Annotated in this window: 19 protein-coding genes; 10 read left to right on the forward strand and 9 right to left on the reverse strand. The window is 63.1% G+C overall.

The genetic code is table 11. The annotated features are described in order from the left end of the window. Positions 1-76 precede the first annotated feature (76 nt). Entirely contained in the window at positions 77-424 is a 348-nt protein-coding gene (locus NLY43_RS08770) for an ArsC family reductase (protein ID WP_023709906.1), read from the reverse strand. A gap of 165 nt (positions 425-589) precedes the next feature. Here NLY43_RS08770 and NLY43_RS08775 point away from each other — a divergent pair, with 165 nt between their 5' ends. Beyond that, positions 590-946, forward strand: coding sequence for an ArsR/SmtB family transcription factor (locus NLY43_RS08775; protein ID WP_023668500.1), 357 nt, complete (start codon positions 590-592; stop codon positions 944-946). Further along, positions 943-1,422, forward strand: coding sequence for an SRPBCC family protein (locus NLY43_RS08780; RefSeq protein ID WP_023668501.1), 480 nt, complete (start codon positions 943-945; stop codon positions 1,420-1,422). The genes NLY43_RS08775 and NLY43_RS08780 overlap by 4 nt, the downstream gene beginning before the upstream one ends. 89 nt (positions 1,423-1,511) lie before the next feature. Here NLY43_RS08780 and NLY43_RS08785 read toward each other — a convergent pair whose 3' ends face one another. After that, positions 1,512-1,865, reverse strand: coding sequence for a nuclear transport factor 2 family protein (locus tag NLY43_RS08785; protein WP_023668502.1), 354 nt, complete (start codon positions 1,863-1,865; stop codon positions 1,512-1,514). A gap of 186 nt (positions 1,866-2,051) precedes the next feature. On the opposite strand from NLY43_RS08785, the gene NLY43_RS08790 reads away from it, so the two are divergent. Continuing rightward, positions 2,052-2,756, forward strand: coding sequence for an SOS response-associated peptidase (locus NLY43_RS08790; protein WP_023709907.1), 705 nt, complete (start codon positions 2,052-2,054; stop codon positions 2,754-2,756). Positions 2,757-3,196: 440 nt separating this feature from the next. Here the strand turns inward: NLY43_RS08790 and NLY43_RS08795 are convergent, their stop codons facing one another. The 6 genes from NLY43_RS08795 to NLY43_RS08820 form a co-directional block, all read right to left on the reverse strand. Further along, positions 3,197-4,282 (reverse strand): ABC transporter ATP-binding protein, encoded by a 1,086-nt coding sequence (locus NLY43_RS08795; RefSeq protein WP_023709908.1) that lies wholly within the window; start codon positions 4,280-4,282, stop codon positions 3,197-3,199. Then, entirely contained in the window at positions 4,272-4,880 is a 609-nt protein-coding gene (locus tag NLY43_RS08800) for a helix-turn-helix domain-containing protein (RefSeq protein ID WP_023687089.1), read from the reverse strand. Before NLY43_RS08800 ends, NLY43_RS08795 begins: the two co-directional genes overlap by 11 nt. A gap of 212 nt (positions 4,881-5,092) precedes the next feature. Further along, on the reverse strand, positions 5,093-6,199 hold the full coding sequence (locus NLY43_RS08805) for an ABC transporter substrate-binding protein (RefSeq protein WP_023668506.1): 1,107 nt from the start codon (positions 6,197-6,199) through the stop codon (positions 5,093-5,095). A gap of 25 nt (positions 6,200-6,224) precedes the next feature. Next, positions 6,225-7,052 (reverse strand): ABC transporter permease, encoded by an 828-nt coding sequence (locus NLY43_RS08810; protein ID WP_023709184.1) that lies wholly within the window; start codon positions 7,050-7,052, stop codon positions 6,225-6,227. Then, positions 7,049-7,930 carry an ABC transporter permease gene (locus tag NLY43_RS08815; protein WP_023709909.1) on the reverse strand — a complete coding sequence of 294 codons (882 nt, stop codon included), beginning with the start codon at positions 7,928-7,930 and terminating at the stop codon, positions 7,049-7,051. The genes NLY43_RS08810 and NLY43_RS08815 overlap by 4 nt, the downstream gene beginning before the upstream one ends. Positions 7,931-8,026: 96 nt before the next feature. Next, the gene (locus NLY43_RS08820; protein ID WP_023709910.1) at positions 8,027-9,304 is read right to left on the reverse strand and encodes an NAD(P)/FAD-dependent oxidoreductase; all 1,278 of its coding nucleotides are present in this window, start codon (positions 9,302-9,304) and stop codon (positions 8,027-8,029) included. 176 nt (positions 9,305-9,480) lie between these two features. Between NLY43_RS08820 and NLY43_RS08825 the strand changes: the two genes are divergently transcribed. The 7 genes from NLY43_RS08825 to NLY43_RS08855 all read left to right on the forward strand — a co-directional run bounded on the left by NLY43_RS08825 (position 9,481) and on the right by NLY43_RS08855 (position 17,638). Further along, on the forward strand, positions 9,481-10,638 hold the full coding sequence (locus NLY43_RS08825; RefSeq protein WP_023692130.1) for a fumarylacetoacetate hydrolase family protein: 1,158 nt from the start codon (positions 9,481-9,483) through the stop codon (positions 10,636-10,638). A gap of 138 nt (positions 10,639-10,776) precedes the next feature. Next, positions 10,777-12,321, forward strand: a complete 1,545-nt coding sequence (locus NLY43_RS08830) for a sugar ABC transporter ATP-binding protein (RefSeq protein WP_023709911.1) — start codon at positions 10,777-10,779, stop codon at positions 12,319-12,321. Further along, a complete protein-coding gene (locus tag NLY43_RS08835; RefSeq protein ID WP_198025435.1) occupies positions 12,318-13,346 on the forward strand; it encodes an ABC transporter permease in 1,029 nt (342 codons plus the stop codon). The genes NLY43_RS08830 and NLY43_RS08835 overlap by 4 nt, the downstream gene beginning before the upstream one ends. Before the next feature lie 297 nt (positions 13,347-13,643). Continuing rightward, a complete protein-coding gene (locus NLY43_RS08840; RefSeq protein ID WP_023687083.1) occupies positions 13,644-14,576 on the forward strand; it encodes a substrate-binding domain-containing protein in 933 nt (310 codons plus the stop codon). A gap of 117 nt (positions 14,577-14,693) precedes the next feature. Next, on the forward strand, positions 14,694-15,680 hold the full coding sequence (locus NLY43_RS08845) for an ABC transporter permease (protein ID WP_023668514.1): 987 nt from the start codon (positions 14,694-14,696) through the stop codon (positions 15,678-15,680). 4 nt (positions 15,681-15,684) lie between these two features. Then, positions 15,685-16,479 (forward strand): ATP-binding cassette domain-containing protein, encoded by a 795-nt coding sequence (locus NLY43_RS08850; RefSeq protein WP_023668515.1) that lies wholly within the window; start codon positions 15,685-15,687, stop codon positions 16,477-16,479. A gap of 136 nt (positions 16,480-16,615) precedes the next feature. Continuing rightward, a complete protein-coding gene (locus NLY43_RS08855; RefSeq protein ID WP_023709913.1) occupies positions 16,616-17,638 on the forward strand; it encodes a LacI family DNA-binding transcriptional regulator in 1,023 nt (340 codons plus the stop codon). A 336-nt stretch (positions 17,639-17,974) separates the two neighbouring features. On the opposite strand, the gene NLY43_RS08860 is transcribed toward NLY43_RS08855, so the two are convergent. After that, the gene (locus NLY43_RS08860) at positions 17,975-18,556 is read right to left on the reverse strand and encodes a TetR/AcrR family transcriptional regulator (RefSeq protein WP_023668517.1); all 582 of its coding nucleotides are present in this window, start codon (positions 18,554-18,556) and stop codon (positions 17,975-17,977) included. Positions 18,557-18,567: the final 11 nt, after the last annotated feature.

Genomic DNA, 18,567 nt, shown 5'->3' on the forward strand with positions numbered 1-18,567 from the left:
CGCGTTCGTCATCCTCGGGTCTGCGCTGCGTCGCTTCGCTCCTTGCTACGCCATAGGCTGACGAGGCAAGGCTACGCTACTTCACCACCCCTTCATAAGCCTCCGGCTTGAACCCCACCAAAATCTCATCCCCGACCTCGAGCACCGGGCGCTTGATCATCGTCGGGTTGGCCAGCATCAGCTTCCTGGCCTTCTTCTCGTCGAGCCCTTGCTTGTCCTTGTCCGGCAGTTCGCGAAATGTGGTGCTGCCCTTGTTGAGCAGCTTTTCCCAGCCAACCTTGCCGACCCACCCGTCCAGTCTGCCCGCCTCTATCCCCTCGGCCCGGTAGTCGTGAAAGCGGTAGGGCACAGCATGGCCCTCCAGCCAGGTGCGCGCCTTGCGGATCGTGTCGCAGGTGGTGATGCCGTACATGGTGATCGTCAAAACGCGCTTCCCTTGACTGACAGTCGAATCCTCAGACAGCCTAAAACCGCCCTCCCCGCTTTGCCAGCTTCCCAATCGCTAGCGGCGCTTTTTTAGAGGTTGCCAATACTAAGGAAATTTCCTAAGTATCTGCCTGCACCGCGTCGACAGACCTCAGGATCGCCCATGCCAAGCCTCCTCGCCCCAACTACAAGTCTCCCGCCGATCGACGGCATCTTCCGCGCGCTGGCTGACCCGACGCGGCGGCGCGTGGTCGAGCGGTTGAACCGCAGTCCGGCCTCGGTCAGCGAGTTGGCGCAGCCTTTCGAGATGGCGCTGCCTTCCTTCATCGAGCATCTGAAAGTGCTGGAAGGCTGCGGTCTGGTGCGATCGGAAAAAATCGGCCGCACCAGGACCTATCAGCTGGCGCCCGAACCGCTGCAGCTCGCCGAAAACTGGCTGGCCGAACAGCGCACGCTGTGGGAGCGCCGACTCGATCAATTCGACGCCTATGTGATGAGCCTCAAGGAGCAAGAAAAGTGAGCTATCCCTTCAAGCCCGACCCCAGACTGGACCTTGTGCTGGAGCGCAAGCTCGACGCGCCGCGCGAACTCTTGTGGAGCGCGATGACGGTGCCGGAGCATGTCAAGCAATGGTTCACGCCCAAGCCCTGGCTGATCACCGATTGCGAGATCGACCTTCGTCCGGGCGGACTGTTCCGGACGCGCATGCAATCGCCCGACGGCAAGGAGGTCAACGACCGCCATTGCTGCTATCTCGAGATCGTGCCGAACGAGCGGCTGGTGTGGACCGATGCGCTGCTGCCGGGCTATCGGCCCTCCGGCGAGCCCTTCATCACCGCAGTCATTTCGCTTCAGTCGGATGACAAGGGCACGCGCTACACGGCAACGGCCATCCATCGCGACGAGGCTACCCGCAACAATCATGAAGAGATGGGGTTCTTCGACGGCTGGGGCACGGTGGCCGATCAGTTGGCGCAGTATGTGAAGACCATTTGAGCTTTTCCCACTGCGGCCAGGACTTTGTCCCGGCCGCCTAGTTTTTGGGTCGTGCAGCGAAGCGCGCCGGAACCCGACGGCACCCAGGCTCAGTAGTAGAAGCGCTCTTCTGTGATCTTGCCGTTCTTGACCGTGTACAGGCCAACCTCGTCCATGGTGACCCGTTCGCCGGTGGCCTTGGGCGTTATGTCGAACTTGAAGCGCACCGCGAACTGGTCGCCGTTGACATAGGGGCCTTCGACAGAGCCGCCATGGACTTCGTGGTTCGCTTGCCACCATTCGCCCTTTTGCCTGAGAGCTTCCTTGCCACGGGCAATGGCCATCGGCCCCTCCATGGCTTCGAGGCTGACGATATCATCGGCATTGTACTTTTCACCAGCACCCAGGTGATCCCCCTGCTGGAGCATTTCAGTGAAATCCTTGGCAACATCCGCGATGGTCATGTGTGTTCCTCCTGTTCAGACTGGTTTGAAGTAGGGAAGCGCTTGCCGGCCCGCCACCTTTACCCGCACGACAGCTGACAAGGTGTGTCAGGACGATGATATAGCGCGGCTGTGTGACGACGATTGCGGCGGCGTCGGACAGCGACTTCGGTTGCAGACAAAAGCCAATTCCGCAATGCTGGGTGCATGTGCAACCTCTACAACATCACGACGACGCAAGAGGCGGTCCGCCAATGGACCCGCACACTGCGCGATATCAGCGGCAACCTCGAGCCTTCGCTTGATGTCTATCCCAATCAACCTGGCCTGGTCGTTCGCAACACGGCGGACGGGGAGCGTGAGCTGGCGAAACTGCTTTGGGGTTTGCCAACGCCACCTGAGCGCATGAAAGGCAAGGCCGACTACGGCACCACCAACGTCCGCAATCCGCAATATTCGCACTGGCAGCAGTATGTCGGGGTCGAGCACAGATGTGTCGTGCCGGTGACCAGCTTTGCCGAGCCCAGCCCTGCCGCGAACGATAAAGACCCGGAAACAGGAATCCAGCGAAATTACTGGTTTGCCCGAGACGAGAGCCGGCCGCTGTTCTTCTTCGCTGGTTTCTGGACGCCTTGGCGGGGCGTGCGAAAGGTCAAAGATGGCCCCGGCGATTTCGAGCTATACGCCTTCATGACCACCAAGCCTAATGCTCTCATTGCGCCGATACATGAGAAGGCTATGCCCGTGATCCTCACCACGCCGGAGGAAACCGAGGCTTGGCTGACGGCGCCATGGTCGGAAGCACGGCGTTTGCAGCGGACGGCGCCCAACGACGCGTTGGTGATCGTTGAGAAGCCAGCCACACAGATCAAGTTCCCACCACAGGCCCCGGCCCAAGGGTCTCTGTTTTAGCCCGAAATCGGCTCTCCTCAATTGTCGTCTCGCCAGATTACCCGGCGAACCATGCGGATTTCGACAAGACGTCTGACGCAAATTTTAAGGCGTTCAGCAGCGCTTGGCAGAATGATGCCTGCATCGAGCTCACGACCTTTGCAGCGCTCGCACCGCATGTGCCGCTCCACATCCCAAAAGGGGATATCACCAACCAGCTTTGCGAGATCGCCAGGCAGATAGTGTCGAGTGATGTTGCAGTTCCGACATCGAACACGAATTAGCTGCCCGACTTCATGCGCCAAGCAGAGGGTTTGCACATTTCGGCGCGGTCGGGTGCTTAGTTCGGGCATCCCGCAAAGTAGGAATATGTTCCTTTGCGAGTCAATTCACACTTAATTCCACCTTGGCGATCTTCACAGCAGGTTAAATCCAACCGTCGATGAAGGGATTGGGTTGGATCAGCTTGGCAGCATAGGGCAGTTGGCACCACGGCGCAGGCTGATATGCGCCACGTCGCCGACGCTGAATTGAAAGCCCTCGGCCTGGCGCGGCGCATCGATCACCACCGGCAATCCCTGCCCCAGCTCAGCATGCAGCCGCAGCGTGCGGCCGTGGAAGACGATGGAGTTGACGCGCGCCGGCGCGGTGCCGGCGGCGGCATCGGTGGTGGCCAGCAAGTCCTCGGGGCGAACGCCGATGGTGCGCTCAGTGCCTTCGCCGGGTGTGTCGCCGGTTTCAGATGTTGCTTCCAGCGAAAGCCCGCCAGCGGCGAAGCGCAGGCGGTCGCCGTCGCGGCCGATGAAGCGCGATTGCAAGAGGTTCATGGTGCCGATAAAGCTTGCGACGAATTTCGTCGCCGGCCGGTCGTAAAGCGTAGCCGGCGGCGCGATCTGCTCGATGCGGCCCTTGTTCATGACGACGATGCGGTCGGAGATCGACAGCGCTTCGGTCTGGTCGTGGGTGACCATGACGAAGGTGGTGCCGAGCCGCGACTGCAGCCGCTTCAGTTCGACCTGCATCTGTTCGCGCAGATGCGCATCGAGCGCCGACAGCGGTTCATCGAGCAACAGAACGCGCGGCTCGCAGACTATGGCTCGGGCGAGCGCGACGCGCTGGCGCTGGCCACCCGACAGTTCGGAAACGCGGGCGCCGAGCTTGTCGGCGAGGCCGACCATGTCGAGGGCTTCGCGGACGCGCTTTCCCTGCTCGGCGCCGGACAGTTTGCGCAGCGACAGGCCGAAGCCGACATTCTCGGCGACGTTCATATGCGGGAACAGCGCATAATCCTGGAACACGGTGTTGACGGGACGGTCGAACGGCCTGAGCGCGGTGATGTCGCGACCATCGAGCAGCACCTTGCCGCTCGACGGGCTCTCGAAACCGGCAATGACGCGCAGGCTGGTGGTCTTGCCGCAGCCGGAGGGCCCGAGCAGGGTGATGAACTCACCGCTGATAATATCGAGGTCGACTGCGTCGAGCCCAACAATGCCGCCGGGGAAAACCTTCGAGACCTTGTCCAGCCGCACCAGTGCGTCAGGCGCCATCGCGCACCTCCGAGGGTTTGGTGGTGTTGACCCAGAGGATCTGGCAAGGTTCGGTGCCGGGATTGCGGAAGGCATGAAGGAGCGTGCTCTTGAAGGCAAAGGAGTCGCCGCTCTTCAGCACGTATTTTGTCGAGTCCACCACCAGTTCGACCTCGCCCGAGAGGACATAGCCGAATTCGTGGCCGATATGCGCATAGGCTTCCGCCGTGCCGCCATCGGCTTCCACCGTCACCAAGAGGCCGGTCAGCGCCGCGCCCGGCGGTGACAGCAGCGCCTTGGCGATGCCTTCCGACTTGACCGGGAGCTGCCGCCTTTTGTCGGCGCGCACGCAATAGAGATCGTTGGCGGCTTCGTTGCCGTCGGTGATCAGCGCCGAAGGCTCGATGTCGAGAGCGGCGGCCAGCGGCCAGATCACCTTGACGCGCAGCGAAGACAGGCCGCGCTCGATCTGGCTCAGCGCCCCAATCGACACGCCGGCTTTTGCCGCAAGCTCGGCCAACGACAAATTGCGCTCCAGCCGCAGCGCCCGCACGCGCCGGCCGACGCGGATGTCGGCGTCGGCCTTGGGCTTCTCGGTTGCGTCGTCAAGCATGTCCATGCGTGGGTCCTCGTCTCTTTATTGGCGCGGCGCGGGGTTGATAGGCTCCCCCTTGTCCCCTTGTGGGAGAAGGTGTCGCCGAAGGCGACGGATGAGGGGTGTTCCAGCGGAGTGAGACGTTGGCGTTCCTTGGAACACCCCTCATCCGTCTCGGCGCTGTGCGCCGATCCACCTTCTCCCACAAGGGGAGAAGGGGACACCCCAGCCTCAGCTCACCCCCCAGCCTTCACCTTCTCGAACATCTTCGCCACATCGTCATTCTGCTTCATCGGTCCGGTGAAGATGGTGGTCTTCAGCATCACCTCCGGGTCCGCCGGCAATTGCAGCTTGTCCAGTTCGTCCTTCGCCACGCCGGCGAAGGCGGTGCTCAGCGAGCTGCCATAGCCGTAGGCCTGGATCAGGTACTTACCCGAGTCGGCGTCGAGCCGGCTGTTGATGAAGTCATAGGCGAGGTCGACGTTTTTGGCGTCCTTGAGCATGACGAAGCCGCAGGCCCAGGTCAGCATGCCCTCCTTCGGCTTCATGAACTCGACCGGCACGCCCTGCTTCTTCAGCGAGGTTGCCGACGCGTTCCAGGTCATGGCGGCGACCAGCTGGCCGCTGGCCAGCGCCTGTTCGACCGAGGTCATGTCGGTGGTGTAGTTGGAGAGCAGCGGACGCTGCTCGCGCAATTTTTCCGCCACCTTGTCCATCTGCTCCGGCGTCATATCGAAGGGGTTTACGCCGGCCAGAAGTGCTGCAACGATCGGGGTGTCATGCACGGCATCGATGGTCGCCATGCGGCCGGCATATTGCTTGTCCCACAGAAGGTTCCAGCTCGCTTCCGGGTTCTTCACCAGATCGGTGCGGTAGAGGATCGAGGTGTTGCCCCAATCCCACGGCACCATCCAGACCTTGCCGTCGCCGGCCTGGATGTCGGGCAGGTTCTTGAACACCGGGAAGATCGAATCCCAGTTCTTGATGCGCTTGGTATCGATCGGCTGCAGCAGGCCTTCCTTGTTCCAGCGCGCCACCTTGTCGTAGCAGGGATGGGCGATATCGGGGCGGAAGCCGGCCTTGACCTTGGTGAAGGCATCGTCGTCGTCGCCGAAGATCGAGGCCTCGACGCCATCGGGGTGGGCCGTCAGGAAGCTCTTGTTGAAGTCTGGCAGTTCATAGCCGGACCAGGTGAAATATTGCAGCTTGTCGGCGGCGAAGGCGACAGTCGACGACAGGACGATTGCAAGCGCGGCAAGCCCGGTGCGGGCTGTCTTTGCAGTGATCGATTTCGGGCCAGTGATCGATTTCAGCCCAGTAATTGATTTCGGGTCGAATGCCATTTCGGTTCTCCTCTTTTGTTATGGTTCAGGCTGGACTGGTGGGCGCCGTCCGACGGGCTGTGCTCAGCCCGCGATGGCGCAGGATTTCGGCGATGCCGGCGATGATGACGGACACAGCAAGGATAGCTGTCCCCAGCGCCATCACGGTCGGCAGCGAGCGAGGAAAACGCAGTTGGCTCCAGATGTAGAGCGGCAGCGTCGGCTCGGTGCCGGCGAGGAAGAAGACGACGATGAACTCGTCGAAGGAAATCAGAAAGGCCAGCATGAAGGCCGAGACGATGGCCGGCAGCGAGAGCGGCAACATCACCCGCCGGAAGGTCGTCCAGTCGGAAGCGCCGAGATCGAGTGCGGCCTCGCGAATGGTTTTCGGAATTGCGGCAAACCGGCTGCGCATGATCACCACGGTGGTCGGCAGCGCCACCAGTATGTGGCCGAGAACGATGGCGATGCGCGACGGGCCGAGGCCGATGAGATTGACGAGGATCAGCAACGATATGCCGACGATGACGCCGGGGATCAGGATCGGCAGCCTGGAGATGGCGCTGATGGTGGCGGCGAGCGGCGAGCGGCCATAGAGATCCATGTAGGACACCGTGATGCCGCAGAGCGTGGCGCCGGCGGCGGCCACGACGCCAATGACGAGACTGTTCAAAAGCGCGCCGGACAGCGCCGGATTGCCATAGAGCGTCGCATACCATTCGAGCGTGAAGCCCTGCAGCGGAAACGCGGCCTGGATGGAGTTGTTGAAGGAAAACAGCGGGATCAACAGCACCGGCAGATAGAGGAAGACGAGATAGGCAAGCACATAGACGCCGAGCCAGCCGCGGCCATCATCTCTCCGCGCCGCGCTCATGTGCGGCTGCCGAATTTGCGGTCGGCGCCGCGTGCGACCAGCACCACGCAGAGGATGACCAGCATCACGCAGACTGAAAGTGCCGCCCCGAACGGCCAGTCATTGGCCTTGCCGAACTGCGACTGGATCAATGTGCCGATCATGGTGCTGGCGGGACCGCCGACCATGGCCGGGGTGACATAGTCGCCGACGGTCGGCACAAAGACGACGAGGGCGGCCGCCAGAACGCCCGGCATCGAATTGGGCAAGACGACGCGGCGAAACGCCGTGAACGGTCTGGCGCCGAGATCGGAGGCGGCTTGGAGCAGTGATTTCGGGATGGTGTCCAGCGCCACATAGATCGGCAGGATGGCGAAGGGCGCATAGGCATGCGCCAGCGTGACGACCACCGCCGCCGGCGTGTTGAGGAAGGCCAGCGTCGGCTCCGACCAGATGCCGCTGTCGATCAGCGCCGAGTTCAAGACGCCGTTGTAGGCGAGCACGATCTTCCAGGCGAAGACGCGCAGGAGATAGCTGGTCCAGAACGGCAGGGTCACCAGAAACAAAAGCAGGCTGCGGCGGCGGCCGGCATAGAAGGCGAGATAGTAGGCGACGGGATAGGCGGTGACGACGGTCGCCAGCGTCACCAGGCCGGCGATCACCAGCGAGCGCAGCGTCACCGTCCAGTAGAGCGGATCGGAGACCACGGTGATGAAGTTGCCTGCCGTGAAGCCGGCGCCGAGCAGCGAACCGTCATTGCCGCGAAGTGAGAGGAAGAGCACAAGGCCAAGGGCAAACAGGATCAGGAACAAGGTGACCAGCCCGCCCGGCAGCAACATGGCGAAGCGGAAGCCTCGGGACGACCCTGCCGGCGCTTCTGTTGCAACGATGCTCGACATCGGACTGCTCAACGGAAATATGAAATCGGCTTAGCTTTTTTCATAATTGTGAAACTGTCAAGCTGAATCCACGAGGCCTAGGCGACCGGCGCCCAATCAGCGCTCGAAGGCGTCGAGCATCCGGTACCAGGCGATGGTCGCGGCGACGCCGACCTGGCGGAAGGCGTGGAACGGAATCGGCCGGATCGGCGACAGCGGGAACGGCAATTGCGTTGCGTCGCCGTTTGCCAGGTAGCCCGCCATGCGCTTTCCCAGCGCGCTCATCAGGCCGACGCCCCTGCCCTGGCAGCCGACCACGGCGAGCAAGCCCTTCTCGGGCTCGTGAATGTGCGGCAGGTGATCCGGCGTCATCGCCACGCGTCCGAACCAGCGCTTCTCGATCGGAACATCGGAGAGCGCCGGATAGAGCCGGACCAGCGCGCGCTGCAGATGCGCCCAGTCGGCCTCACTCCTCGGCCGCGCCATGCGGCCGCGGCCGCCAAGCACCAGATGGCCGTCGGCTGTTTTGCGGTAGTAGACGAGAATGCGCCTGGAGTCGGACACCGCCTGCCCTTCCGGCAGGATCGTCGCCGCAAGGTTGGATGACAGCGGCGCGGTCGCGACCTGGAAGGAATGCAGCGGCACGATCGTTTCGGCGAGGCCCGGAAGCAGTCCATCGGTATAGGCGTTCGTCGCCAGGACAACCGCTTTCGCCCGCACCTCGGCGCCGCTTTCGGTTGAGACACGCCAAAGGCCGGCCTCCTTGCGGAGTTTCACCACCTTCTGCCGCTCGGCAATGCTGGCGCCGGCGGCGGCGGCGATGCGCGCCAGTTCCACTGTATAGGCGAGCGGATCGATGATGCCGGCGCGGCGGTCGAGCCAGCCGCCGAGATAGCCTTGCGCGCCGGTCATAGCGGCGATCTCGCTTTCATTCAGAAGCCGGACATCGGCGCCACGCGCCCGCCATTGACGATCCCTGTTCGCCGCCGCTTTCAATGCGGTTTCGGTATGCGCGGCCTGGATCCAGCCATTGCGTGTGAACGGCACCGCCAGTTTTTCACCGCGAATCAGGTCGAACACCGCGTCCGCCGTGGAGGCGGCGAAATCGACCAATGCCTGGCCGCGCTCGGGACCGAAATGCTCGAGCAGCCATTCGGGATCATATTTCAGGCCGGGAATGACCTGGCCGCCATTGAGGCCCGAGGCGCCCTGGCCGATCTCGCCAGCCTCCAGCACCTGTACACCGAGACCGAGCCGGACCGCGTGCAAGGCGGTCGACAGGCCCATGAAGCCGCCGCCGACGATGACAACGTCGACCGGCGCAGTGACGAGCAACTGGAAGGCGGATGCGGTCTGCGGCTTCTGCCAGATCGGAACGGAAAACGGTGTGGGCAAGGCTTCACCTGGAGTATGCGGAAAATGAAAATTCTAGTGCTAGTTTCATTTTTTTGAAAGAGCGGGCCTCATGTCAGAACCGACAATTGCCTGCGCCACGGGATAGACCTTTGGCGTGAATCCGGTGAAAGTGCCGCGGCCCAGCTGCCATCTCGATCATCAAAGGACCGTAAGCCATGACGAACCCAACGCAGCTTCCCGCCGACGGGCTCTTCATCGGCCGAGCCAGGGCAAGCGATGCCTCGCATCCTCTGGTGGTCACCGTGCGCGACGGGATCGTTTTCGACGTCACCTCGACCACCGCACCCACAGTACGCGACATCTGCGAGATGGCCGATCCGGCCGGACACGTGCGCTCTGCCAAGGGCGAACCGATCGGCTCGCTCGACGCGATCGCCGCCAACAGCTTTCAGGCCACCCGCGATCCGGCAAAACCCTATCTGCTCTCGCCTGTCGACCTGCAGGCGGTGAAGGCGTCGGGCGTGACCTTCGTGGTCAGCCTGCTCGAACGCGTCATCGAGGAGCAGGCGCGCGGCTCGGCGGAAAAGGCCGACGCCATCCGCGCCGACATTGCCGGGCTGATCGGCCACGATCTGTCGAAGCTGAAGCCCGGCTCACCCGAAGCGATGGAGATCAAGGCCAAGCTCATCCAGCGCGGCGCCTGGTCGCAATATCTGGAAGTCGGCATCGGCCCCGACGCCGAGATCTTTACCAAATGCCAGCCGATGGCGTCCGTCGGCTTCGGCGCCGATGTCGGGCTGCATCCGGTGTCGACCTGGAACAACCCCGAGCCGGAGATCGCCATGATCGCCGCCAGCACCGGCAGGATCGTCGGCGCCACCATCGGCAACGACGTCAATCTGCGCGACGTCGAGGGACGCTCGGCGCTGCTGCTCGGCAAGGCCAAGGACAACAATGCCTCGGCCTCGCTTGGGCCCTTCATCCGGTTGTTCGACGCAACATTTTCGATCGACGACGTGAAGCGCGCCACGGTGCGGCTGCAGGTCGAGGGCGAGGACGGGTTTTCGCTGGAGGGCGCGAGCTCGATGGCCGAGATCAGCCGTTCGCCCGAAGAGCTGGTCGCGGCCGCCATGGGGCCGCACCACCAGTATCCCGACGGCTTGGCGCTTTATCTCGGCACCATGTTCGTGCCGTCGAAGGATCGCGGCGAGAAGGGCAAGGGATTCACCCACAAGATCGGCGACATCGTCACCATCTCGTCGGAGAAATTCGGCGCGCTGGTGAACCGCGTGCTTCTGTCGCCCGATTGCCCGCACTGGACCTACGGCGCCAGCCATCTCATGCGGGACCTCGCCAAGGCCGACCTGATCTGATTTCGGAGCAGCCAGGACGAACGGATAGCCGATAAAAGTTCCTATCCGGTCCCTGTAAGCCGTTTGTTAGCGGAATCCGGGTGACTGTATCGGAAATTCGCTCCAGGATCGGGGCGCGGTCTGTGGGGGCCGAATCGCATGCTCGGTTTGCCGATGATATCGGTGCGCAATCTCGCCATGCGTTATGGCGGCGTTGTCGCGCTCAGGGATATGAACCTGTCTGTCGGACAGGGGACGATCCATGCTGTCGTCGGTGAAAGCGGCGCCGGCAAGTCGACGCTGGTGAAGCTGCTTGCCGGCGTGCTCCGGCCCAACAGCGGCACCATCCGCGTCGGCGACCAGATGGTCACCGTCGACAGCCCGATCGCTGCACGCAAGCACAGCTTCGGCGTCGTCCACCAGGGGCTCAGCCTGTTTGCCGACCGCTCGGTGCTGGCCAATCTGTTCGTCAATCGCGAGCCGTTGCGCAATGGCTTCGTCTCCAGGCGCGAGATGGAGGCACGCAGCCGCACCGTGCTTCGGCAACTCAAGCTCGACGTCGATGTCCACGCTCCTGTGGGACAACTCGGCATGGGCGAACGGCAATATGTCGAACTCGGCCGCGCAATTCTGGAAGGCCCGAGGCTGCTGATCCTCGATGAACCGAATTCTGCGCTCGACCGGCGCCAGACCGAGCACCTGTTCACCGTACTAAGAGACCTCAAGGCCAAGGGCACGAGCGTGCTCTATGTCTCGCATCGGCTGGAGGATGTGTTTGCGATCGCAGACCAGGTCACCGTGATGCGCAACGGCCGTGACGTGCTGACAAGTGAGCGCTCGGCGTTGAGCGAAGCCGATGTGATCGACGCCATGATCGGCCAGCAGCGCGGCAGCCTGTTCCCGCCTGCACTGCCGGCCAATGCCAGCACGATAAGGCCGCGGATCACGGTGGAGGGTCTGAGCGGCGGCCGGATTTCCGGCGTCAGCTTCACCGCCCGCTCCGGCGAGATCCTCGGCTTGGCCGGGCTTGAGGGGTCAGGCGTTGAACACCTGTTCGAGATGCTGTTTGGCCTGCGCAAGGCGCAAAGCGGCAGGGTGCGGCTCCCCGACGGCTACGGCTTGCCTGGAAATCCGACCGAAGCGGCGCGGCGCGGCATCGGCCTGGTGCCGGCCAACCGCCTGTGCAACGGCCTGATGCCCGACCGGTCGCTGGCCTTCAACATAGGCAACATCGCTACCGGCGCCTGCAACTGGGGGTCGCGCCGCTACTCGCCCAAGGCCGCGATCGCCGCCGCCGCAAGGCAGATCGATGCGCTGCGCATCAAGGGCCAGCCGGACGCGCCGGTGAATTCGCTGCTGGCCGGCGATCAGCAGAAGATCGTAATCGCCAAATGGCTGGAGACGGCGCCGCAAGTGCTGCTCCTAGACAATCCGGCTGGCGGTATCGAGGCGGCTGCCAAGCGCAAGATCTATGCGCTGATCCGGCAGATGGCGGCCAATGGCTGTATCGTTTTGCTGCGTTCGGTCGAGCCGTCCGAACTGACCAACCTCAGCAACCGCGTCCTTGTCTTCCACCGCGGCCGGGTCGCCGGCGAGCTGTCCGGCGCCGAGATGAAGCGAAGGACAGTGCTGCAACTGACCACCACCGGCGAGATGCCGGAGGCGGAGCGGCCGAAAAAGAAACTCGTGGGAGCCATGGCATGACACGATTGGATCCCACGCTACAGCTTGCCGGTTCGGCTGCCCACCCGAAGCGCAGCCTTCGCCTGGCCGTCGAACTCAGGCCGCTCATCGGGCTCGTTGTCCTGGTGGCGATTACAGGCTTTGCCCGGCCGGATTTCCTCGATGAGGCCAATGTGCTGTCGTTGCTGGAAACCGCTGCGTATCCCGGCATGCTGGCGATCGGCATGGTGTTCGTGCTCGCACTCCGCGAGATCGACCTTTCCGTCGGCTGGATATTCCATCTCGCGGCCCTTCTCACCGCATTCCTTCTGGCCGCCGGCATCGACCCGTGGCTTGCCGCCCTTGCCGGCGTGCTGCTCGGCGCCGGGCTCGGCCTCGTCAACGGCCTGCTGGTGGTGGCGCTGCGACTGCCGGCCATCGTCGTTACGCTGGGCACCTTTGCAATGTTCCGGGGCGTGGCGGCGGTGGCCGTCAAGATGCAAGCGACAGCTCCGGCCAGCCCAGGCGGCGACTTCTTTGAGATCGTTCACGGCAAGCTGTTCGGCCTTGTGCCGACGGCTGTCTTTGTCTTCGTTGCAATGGCGGTGGTGATGCACCTCGTGCTTCACCGCAGCCGCTTCGGCTACCGGATCCAGGCCGTCGGCAGCAATCCGCAGGCGGCGCTCTATGCCGGCATCCCGACAGGTGCTGTGCGGCTGCAGACGCTGGTGCTGATGGGCATCGTCTCGGGACTGGCGGGCGCGCTGTGGCTTGGCTCTCCCGTTACCGACGTCGACCAAGGCGGCGGTTTCGTGCTGATGGCGATTGCCGCGGCGATCATCGGCGGCACCTCGCTTTCCGGCGGGCGCGGCACCGTCTTCGGTGCGGTGATCGGCATGCTGATCGTCCAGGTCATCTTGAGCGGCGTGACCCTGTTCGGCATCGACGCCGCATGGAGCCCCTTCGTAATCGGCGCGGTGATGGTGCTGGCGCTCGCGCTCGACCGGCTGGCCAAGGTGCTGCGCAACCGCCAGGCCGAGCGCTTTCAGGAAAATCCGCGCGCCTGAGTTTAAGCCCCGCCTGCTTGCCGGGGAATATCTCTATCTCTTGGTTTGACGCAATTCCGGGCGGAAAACCGTTTCACACTTTTCCTGGAATTGCTCTCTAACTGATGCGATCTGATGGGATCGCTGATGGCGCGTTGCATCGCGCCACCATCCATTGAGCGGATGGAGGCTTGCCATCGGCCGCAAAAGAAGATGCTCTGCGCATCCGGGTCGGCGCTGGCAGGAGGAGAGGATCAAGGGCATGGCCCGGATCATCGCCGGACGTGGAGGTCGTTTTTCAACATGGGAGGAAAGCAAATGCTGACGAGGCTACGATTACTCGTGCTTGGCTTGATTGTGGCGCTGGCCGTTCCGGCGGCGGCACAGGCCAAGACGTTCTACTGGATTTCGCATGGCGGCCCGGCCGACCCGGTCTGGACCTACTTCCTGGCCGGCGCCAAGCAATGGGCGAAGGACACCGGCAACACCGTCAACACCTCGTTCCACAATGGCGACGTTGCCTCGCAGCAGGAGGCCGTGCGCGCCGCGATCTCGGCAAAGGCCGACGGCATCGTCACCACCAGCCCCGATCCGGGCAGCCTGATCGAAATCGCCAAGGAAGCCAACACGGCCAAGATCCCGATCATCAACTTCAACACGCCCGATCCCAAGGCAAGCTTCGACGCCTATGTCGGCGGCGACAACGTCACCTTCGGCAAGCACTGGGCGCAATATCTGGTCGACAAGGGCCTGGTGAAGAAGGGCGACTTCGTCTGGATGCCGGTCGAAATCCCCGGCGCCACCTACGGCGTCCAGGAAGAGGAAGGCATCAAGAGCGTCTTCGAACCGCTGGGGATCACCTATGAGATCACCGAAGCGACCCTCGACCAGGCCGAAGCCATCAACCGCATGGTCGACTATCTCACCGCCAACAAGGCCAAGGTCAAGGCAATCATCGGCCTCGGCGATCTGGTCACCGGCTCGATCAAGCGGGTGTTCGACCAGGCCGGCATCAAGCCGGGCGAAATCCCGGTCGTCGGCTGGGGCAACTCGCTCGACACCACCCAGGAAGTGCTGACCGGCTACGTCAATGCCGGCCAGTGGCAGGACCCGCAGGCGACCAGCTATGTCGCTCTGTCGCTGGCCAACATGGCGGCGTCAGGCATTCCCCCGGGCTTCAACGTCATCACCGGCGCGCTCTATGAAAAGGACACCGCGCAGGTCTATGACGACATCCTGTCCGGTAAATAACCCAGACCTTCACCAGTCGCGGCCGCAGCCGCGGTCGCGACTGTCTTTTTCCTTTTTCGCCGAACCCTTCGCACGACGTGCGAGGTTCAGCCTTCCCCTTCCTGTCGCAGGTTATCAGTGGAAAACCGTTCGCTCATCCAACGCCTGATCGCGAGGCCGGAATTCGGGCCCTTCGTTCTGCTCATCGTCGAAATCGCGGTGTTCTGGAGCATCAACCACGATTTCCTGTCGCCGCAGAACATCTCCAACACGCTGGCCTTCACCGTCGAACTCGGGCTGATCGCGCTGGCGATGACGCTGTTGATGACGTCGGGTGAATTCGATCTGTCGGTCGGCTCGCTGTTCGGCTTTTCGCCGGTGCTGATGTGGACGCTGTTCAACAGCGGCCTGACCTCGCTGGAGGTCGGCTTCCTCGCCGCGCTGCTGATCGCGGCCTTCATCGGCCTGGTCAATGGCTGGTTCGTCACGCAGCTGAAAATCCCATCCTTCCTGGTGACGCTCGGCATGCTGCTGGTGGTGCGCGGCACCGCGCTGTTCGTCACTGACGGCTTTCCGCAGCGGACGTGGAGCGCCGAGGGCAGCTGGCTGGCCGAAGCGCTGGTCGGTGATTTCTTCATCGGCCCGTTCCGCATCTACATGTCGCTCTTCTGGTTCATCGCGGCGGCCATCGCGCTGGGCTACGTGCTGACGCAAAGCCGGACCGGCAACTGGATCCAGGCAGCCGGCGGCAATCCAGGCGCCGCAAGGGCGCGCGGCGTCAACGTCAGCGGCGTCAAGATCGGCCTGTTCGTGCTGTCGTCGGTGATGGCTTCGCTTGCCGGCGTCATCTCGTCGCTGCGCACGTCGGCCGCCAACCCCAACAGCGGCACCGGCTACGAGCTCGAAGTCATCGCCATGGTGGTGATCGGCGGCACGGCGCTGACCGGTGGGCGCGGCACCATCATCGGCACCGTGCTCGGCATCCTCATCCTGCGCGTCATGCGCAACGGCATCGTGCTGATCGGCGTGCCCGGGCTGGCCTACAACATCTTCATCGGCGCCATCATCCTCGGCATGATGGCGCTGCACTCATGGCTGGAACGCCGGCATCAGGCAGGGACCTAGAACCATGGCTGAACCGCTCATCCGCATGTCCAACATCAAAAAGTCCTACGGGCGCGTGCAGGCGCTCGAAGACGCCAATTTTCATGTCAACGAAAGGGAGATCGTCGGCCTGCTCGGCGACAATGGCGCCGGCAAATCGACGCTGATCAAGGTGTTGTCGGGGGCGGTGCCGCTGACCAGCGGCGACATTTTCATCCGCGGCAAGAAGGTCAATCTGCGCAGCACCAGCGACGCCATCGCGCACGGCATCGAGACGATCTACCAGGATTCGGCACTGGTGACTCAGCTGTCGATCGCGCGCAACCTGTTCCTCGGCCGCGAGCCGATCAAACCGCCGCGCTTTTTGAACCGCATGGACCAGGAGGCGATGAACAATGTCGCGCGCGACCTGCTGAAACAGGTCGGCATCTCCAAGAACATCCCGCCGACGACGCCGATCGGCTCCCTGTCCGGCGGCGAGCGGCAGGCCGTCGCCATCGCGCGCGCCATGCACTTCGACAGCGACCTGATCATCCTCGACGAGCCGACCAACAATCTCGGCGTCGCCGAGACGCAAGGCGTGCTGAGCTTCGTGCGCAACGCGCGCGATTCCGGGCATTCCTGCATCTTCATCGCCCACAACATCCACCATGTCTTCCAGGTGGTTGACCGCATCGTCGTCATGCGCCGGGGCAAGGTGGTGGCCGACGACATCGACCCGAAGAAGACCAGCGTGGCCGAGGTCGAACGCATCATCACCGGGATGTCGGACAAGGAGATCCGCGACGCCATCATCGAAGGCGGGCCATCGCACGGCTGAACCGTCTTCGCGCCGTCTGGCACGGAAACGCATCCGCTCTAACTCGTTGTAGAGCATGACCTTTTGACAAAACGGTTCCCGTTTGTCCGAGAAAACCGGTTCCCACTTTTCGGGATCATGCTCTATGACTACAGCCATGAAAGCCACCGTTGCCGACATAGCCAGGAGCTGCGGCCTGTCGACCGCGACCGTCGACCGGGTTCTGAACAACCGGGCCGGCGCGAGCGCCGCCAACCGCCAACGGGTGATGGAGGCGGCCAAGCAGCTCGGCTATTTGCCGGTGGTCGATCAGGTGACGCTGCCGTCGCGGCCGGCGCATCTTGAATTCTTCCTGCCGATCGGCGCCAACGGTTTCATGATCGACCTCGCCGGGCACATCGAGGACTATGCGGGGCGCCTGCCGCTGGTCGCCTCGTGCCGGATCCACAATCTCGGCGGCATCTCGCCGGCAGCGCTGCAGGCGGCGGTTGAAAATCTGTCGCTGAAGGCCAATGGCGTCGGCGTCATTGCCGTCGATCATCCGCGAACGCGCAACATATTGCACGATGTGGTCGAGGCAGGCATCCGCCTTGTCACGCTGGTCTCCGACGTTCCAGCCGCTCCCCGTTCGGCCTATGTCGGCATCGACAACCGGGTTGCCGGACGCACGGCGGCGCTGTTGATGGGGCGCTTCCTCAATGGCCGCCAGGGTCATCTGGCGATGGTCGTCGGCTCGCGTTCCTATCGCGGGCACGAGGAGCGCGAGATGGGCTTTCGGTCGGTGCTGACAGAGGAATTCCCCAATCTCACGGTCTCGAGTGCGGTCGAGATCAATGACGAACCGGAGGGCAGCTACACCGCAACGATGCAGGCGCTGCACAACGAGCCGGAACTGCTCGGCATCTATTGCGTCGGCGCCGGGCGCTCAGGTGTGGCGAGAGCGCTGCTCGAGGCCAAGCCAAAGAAGAAGCCGGTCTTCATCTGCCACGACCTGACCAAGGAAACGCGCGGCTATCTCGTCGACGACCTCGCCGATGTCGTCATCGACCAGAATGCGCGGCTGATCGCCGAGCAATCTGTGATCCGCCTGCTTGGCTCGATCGCATCCGCCGCGCCATACCTGACGAAGAAGTTCATCGAGCCACGGCTGATCTTCAAGGAAAACGTGCCGGTGCAGTGAAGTCGCGCCGTGGCGGTTTCTCGCGATTTGTACGACAAGTCGGGGTAGATGCCGCAAATCTGCACAGCAGCCATGCAACTTTCATTGTTGCCGAATCATTGGGCAACCCTTACTCATCTGGGTGTCGGCCATCTACTCCTCCCAGATGCGATGCCGACGCTGAGCGCGGTGCACCTCCTCCCGCATCTCGTTCGAAATCGAGCCCGCTGCCACCTCCTCCCGGCAGCGGGCTTTTTTCATTCTCAAATGAATCTAAATTAGAGTTGACGTGCAAGTTCGGAGAATAGCCAAAAGCCCGCCGGATGATGGGGACTCCTCAACTCCGAAAGCTGAAATTCAGCGCGCCCTGAAAGAGCTGATCAGGCCTTCAGCCATGCGCACGAACTGCGTGCTGGGGCCCTGGCAGCCCATGGTCTGCACGCTGACGCGCGCCCCTTCGAACAGCAGCGACAGCGTATCGGCCAGAAGCTCGGCCTGACCGATGCCCGCATCCCGGCACAGCGCAACGAGGCGATCGCGCTGAGCGCTCTTGAGCTCCTTGATCACGCTCCTGGCGGGATGGTCCGGCTCGGTCAATTCGGCGGCGGCATTGGCCATGTCGCAGCCGCGACCGTCAGCCGCCAGGCAAGCAGCGGCCATGCGAATCCAGGCATGCAACTGGGCGAGCTTGTCGCCGGGATGCTCAGCCTCGAATTGGTCCCACATCGCGGCGCCTTTAGCCGCCGACGCGCGCAGGCATTGGACGATCAGTTCGTCCTTCGACTCAAAATGACGGTAGAGCGTCATCTTGTTGGTGCCGGCGGCTTCCGTGATGGCGTCGACACCGACGCCCTTGATGCCATGCTTGTGAAACATGTCCTGCGCCGTCTCCAGGATTCGGTCCCGGGGGCGCACGCGATCGGTAATGCCGTCTGCCATCGCAGTCTCCT

Origin of the sequence: Mesorhizobium sp. C416B (genome assembly GCF_030323165.1) — a bacterium.
GTDB lineage: Bacteria > Pseudomonadota > Alphaproteobacteria > Rhizobiales > Rhizobiaceae > Mesorhizobium.

Excerpts from the sequence above, each read along its gene's own strand:
- NLY43_RS08830 (WP_023709911.1), top strand. The coding sequence starts at position 10,777 with ATGCTCGGTTTGCCGATGATATCGGTGCGCAATCTCGCCATGCGTTAT.
- NLY43_RS08855 (WP_023709913.1), top strand. The coding sequence starts at position 16,616 with ATGAAAGCCACCGTTGCCGACATAGCCAGGAGCTGCGGCCTGTCGACC.
- NLY43_RS08815 (WP_023709909.1), bottom strand. The coding sequence starts at position 7,930 with ATGTCGAGCATCGTTGCAACAGAAGCGCCGGCAGGGTCGTCCCGAGGC.
- NLY43_RS08835 (WP_198025435.1), top strand. The coding sequence starts at position 12,318 with ATGACACGATTGGATCCCACGCTACAGCTTGCCGGTTCGGCTGCCCAC.
- NLY43_RS08790 (WP_023709907.1), top strand. The coding sequence starts at position 2,052 with ATGTGCAACCTCTACAACATCACGACGACGCAAGAGGCGGTCCGCCAA.
- NLY43_RS08785 (WP_023668502.1), bottom strand. The coding sequence starts at position 1,865 with ATGACCATCGCGGATGTTGCCAAGGATTTCACTGAAATGCTCCAGCAG.
- NLY43_RS08775 (WP_023668500.1), top strand. The coding sequence starts at position 590 with ATGCCAAGCCTCCTCGCCCCAACTACAAGTCTCCCGCCGATCGACGGC.
- NLY43_RS08860 (WP_023668517.1), bottom strand. The coding sequence starts at position 18,556 with ATGGCAGACGGCATTACCGATCGCGTGCGCCCCCGGGACCGAATCCTG.
- NLY43_RS08805 (WP_023668506.1), bottom strand. The coding sequence starts at position 6,199 with ATGGCATTCGACCCGAAATCAATTACTGGGCTGAAATCGATCACTGGC.
- NLY43_RS08840 (WP_023687083.1), top strand. The coding sequence starts at position 13,644 with ATGCTGACGAGGCTACGATTACTCGTGCTTGGCTTGATTGTGGCGCTG.
- NLY43_RS08810 (WP_023709184.1), bottom strand. The coding sequence starts at position 7,052 with ATGAGCGCGGCGCGGAGAGATGATGGCCGCGGCTGGCTCGGCGTCTAT.
- NLY43_RS08800 (WP_023687089.1), bottom strand. The coding sequence starts at position 4,880 with ATGGACATGCTTGACGACGCAACCGAGAAGCCCAAGGCCGACGCCGAC.
- NLY43_RS08795 (WP_023709908.1), bottom strand. The coding sequence starts at position 4,282 with ATGGCGCCTGACGCACTGGTGCGGCTGGACAAGGTCTCGAAGGTTTTC.
- NLY43_RS08850 (WP_023668515.1), top strand. The coding sequence starts at position 15,685 with ATGGCTGAACCGCTCATCCGCATGTCCAACATCAAAAAGTCCTACGGG.
- NLY43_RS08825 (WP_023692130.1), top strand. The coding sequence starts at position 9,481 with ATGACGAACCCAACGCAGCTTCCCGCCGACGGGCTCTTCATCGGCCGA.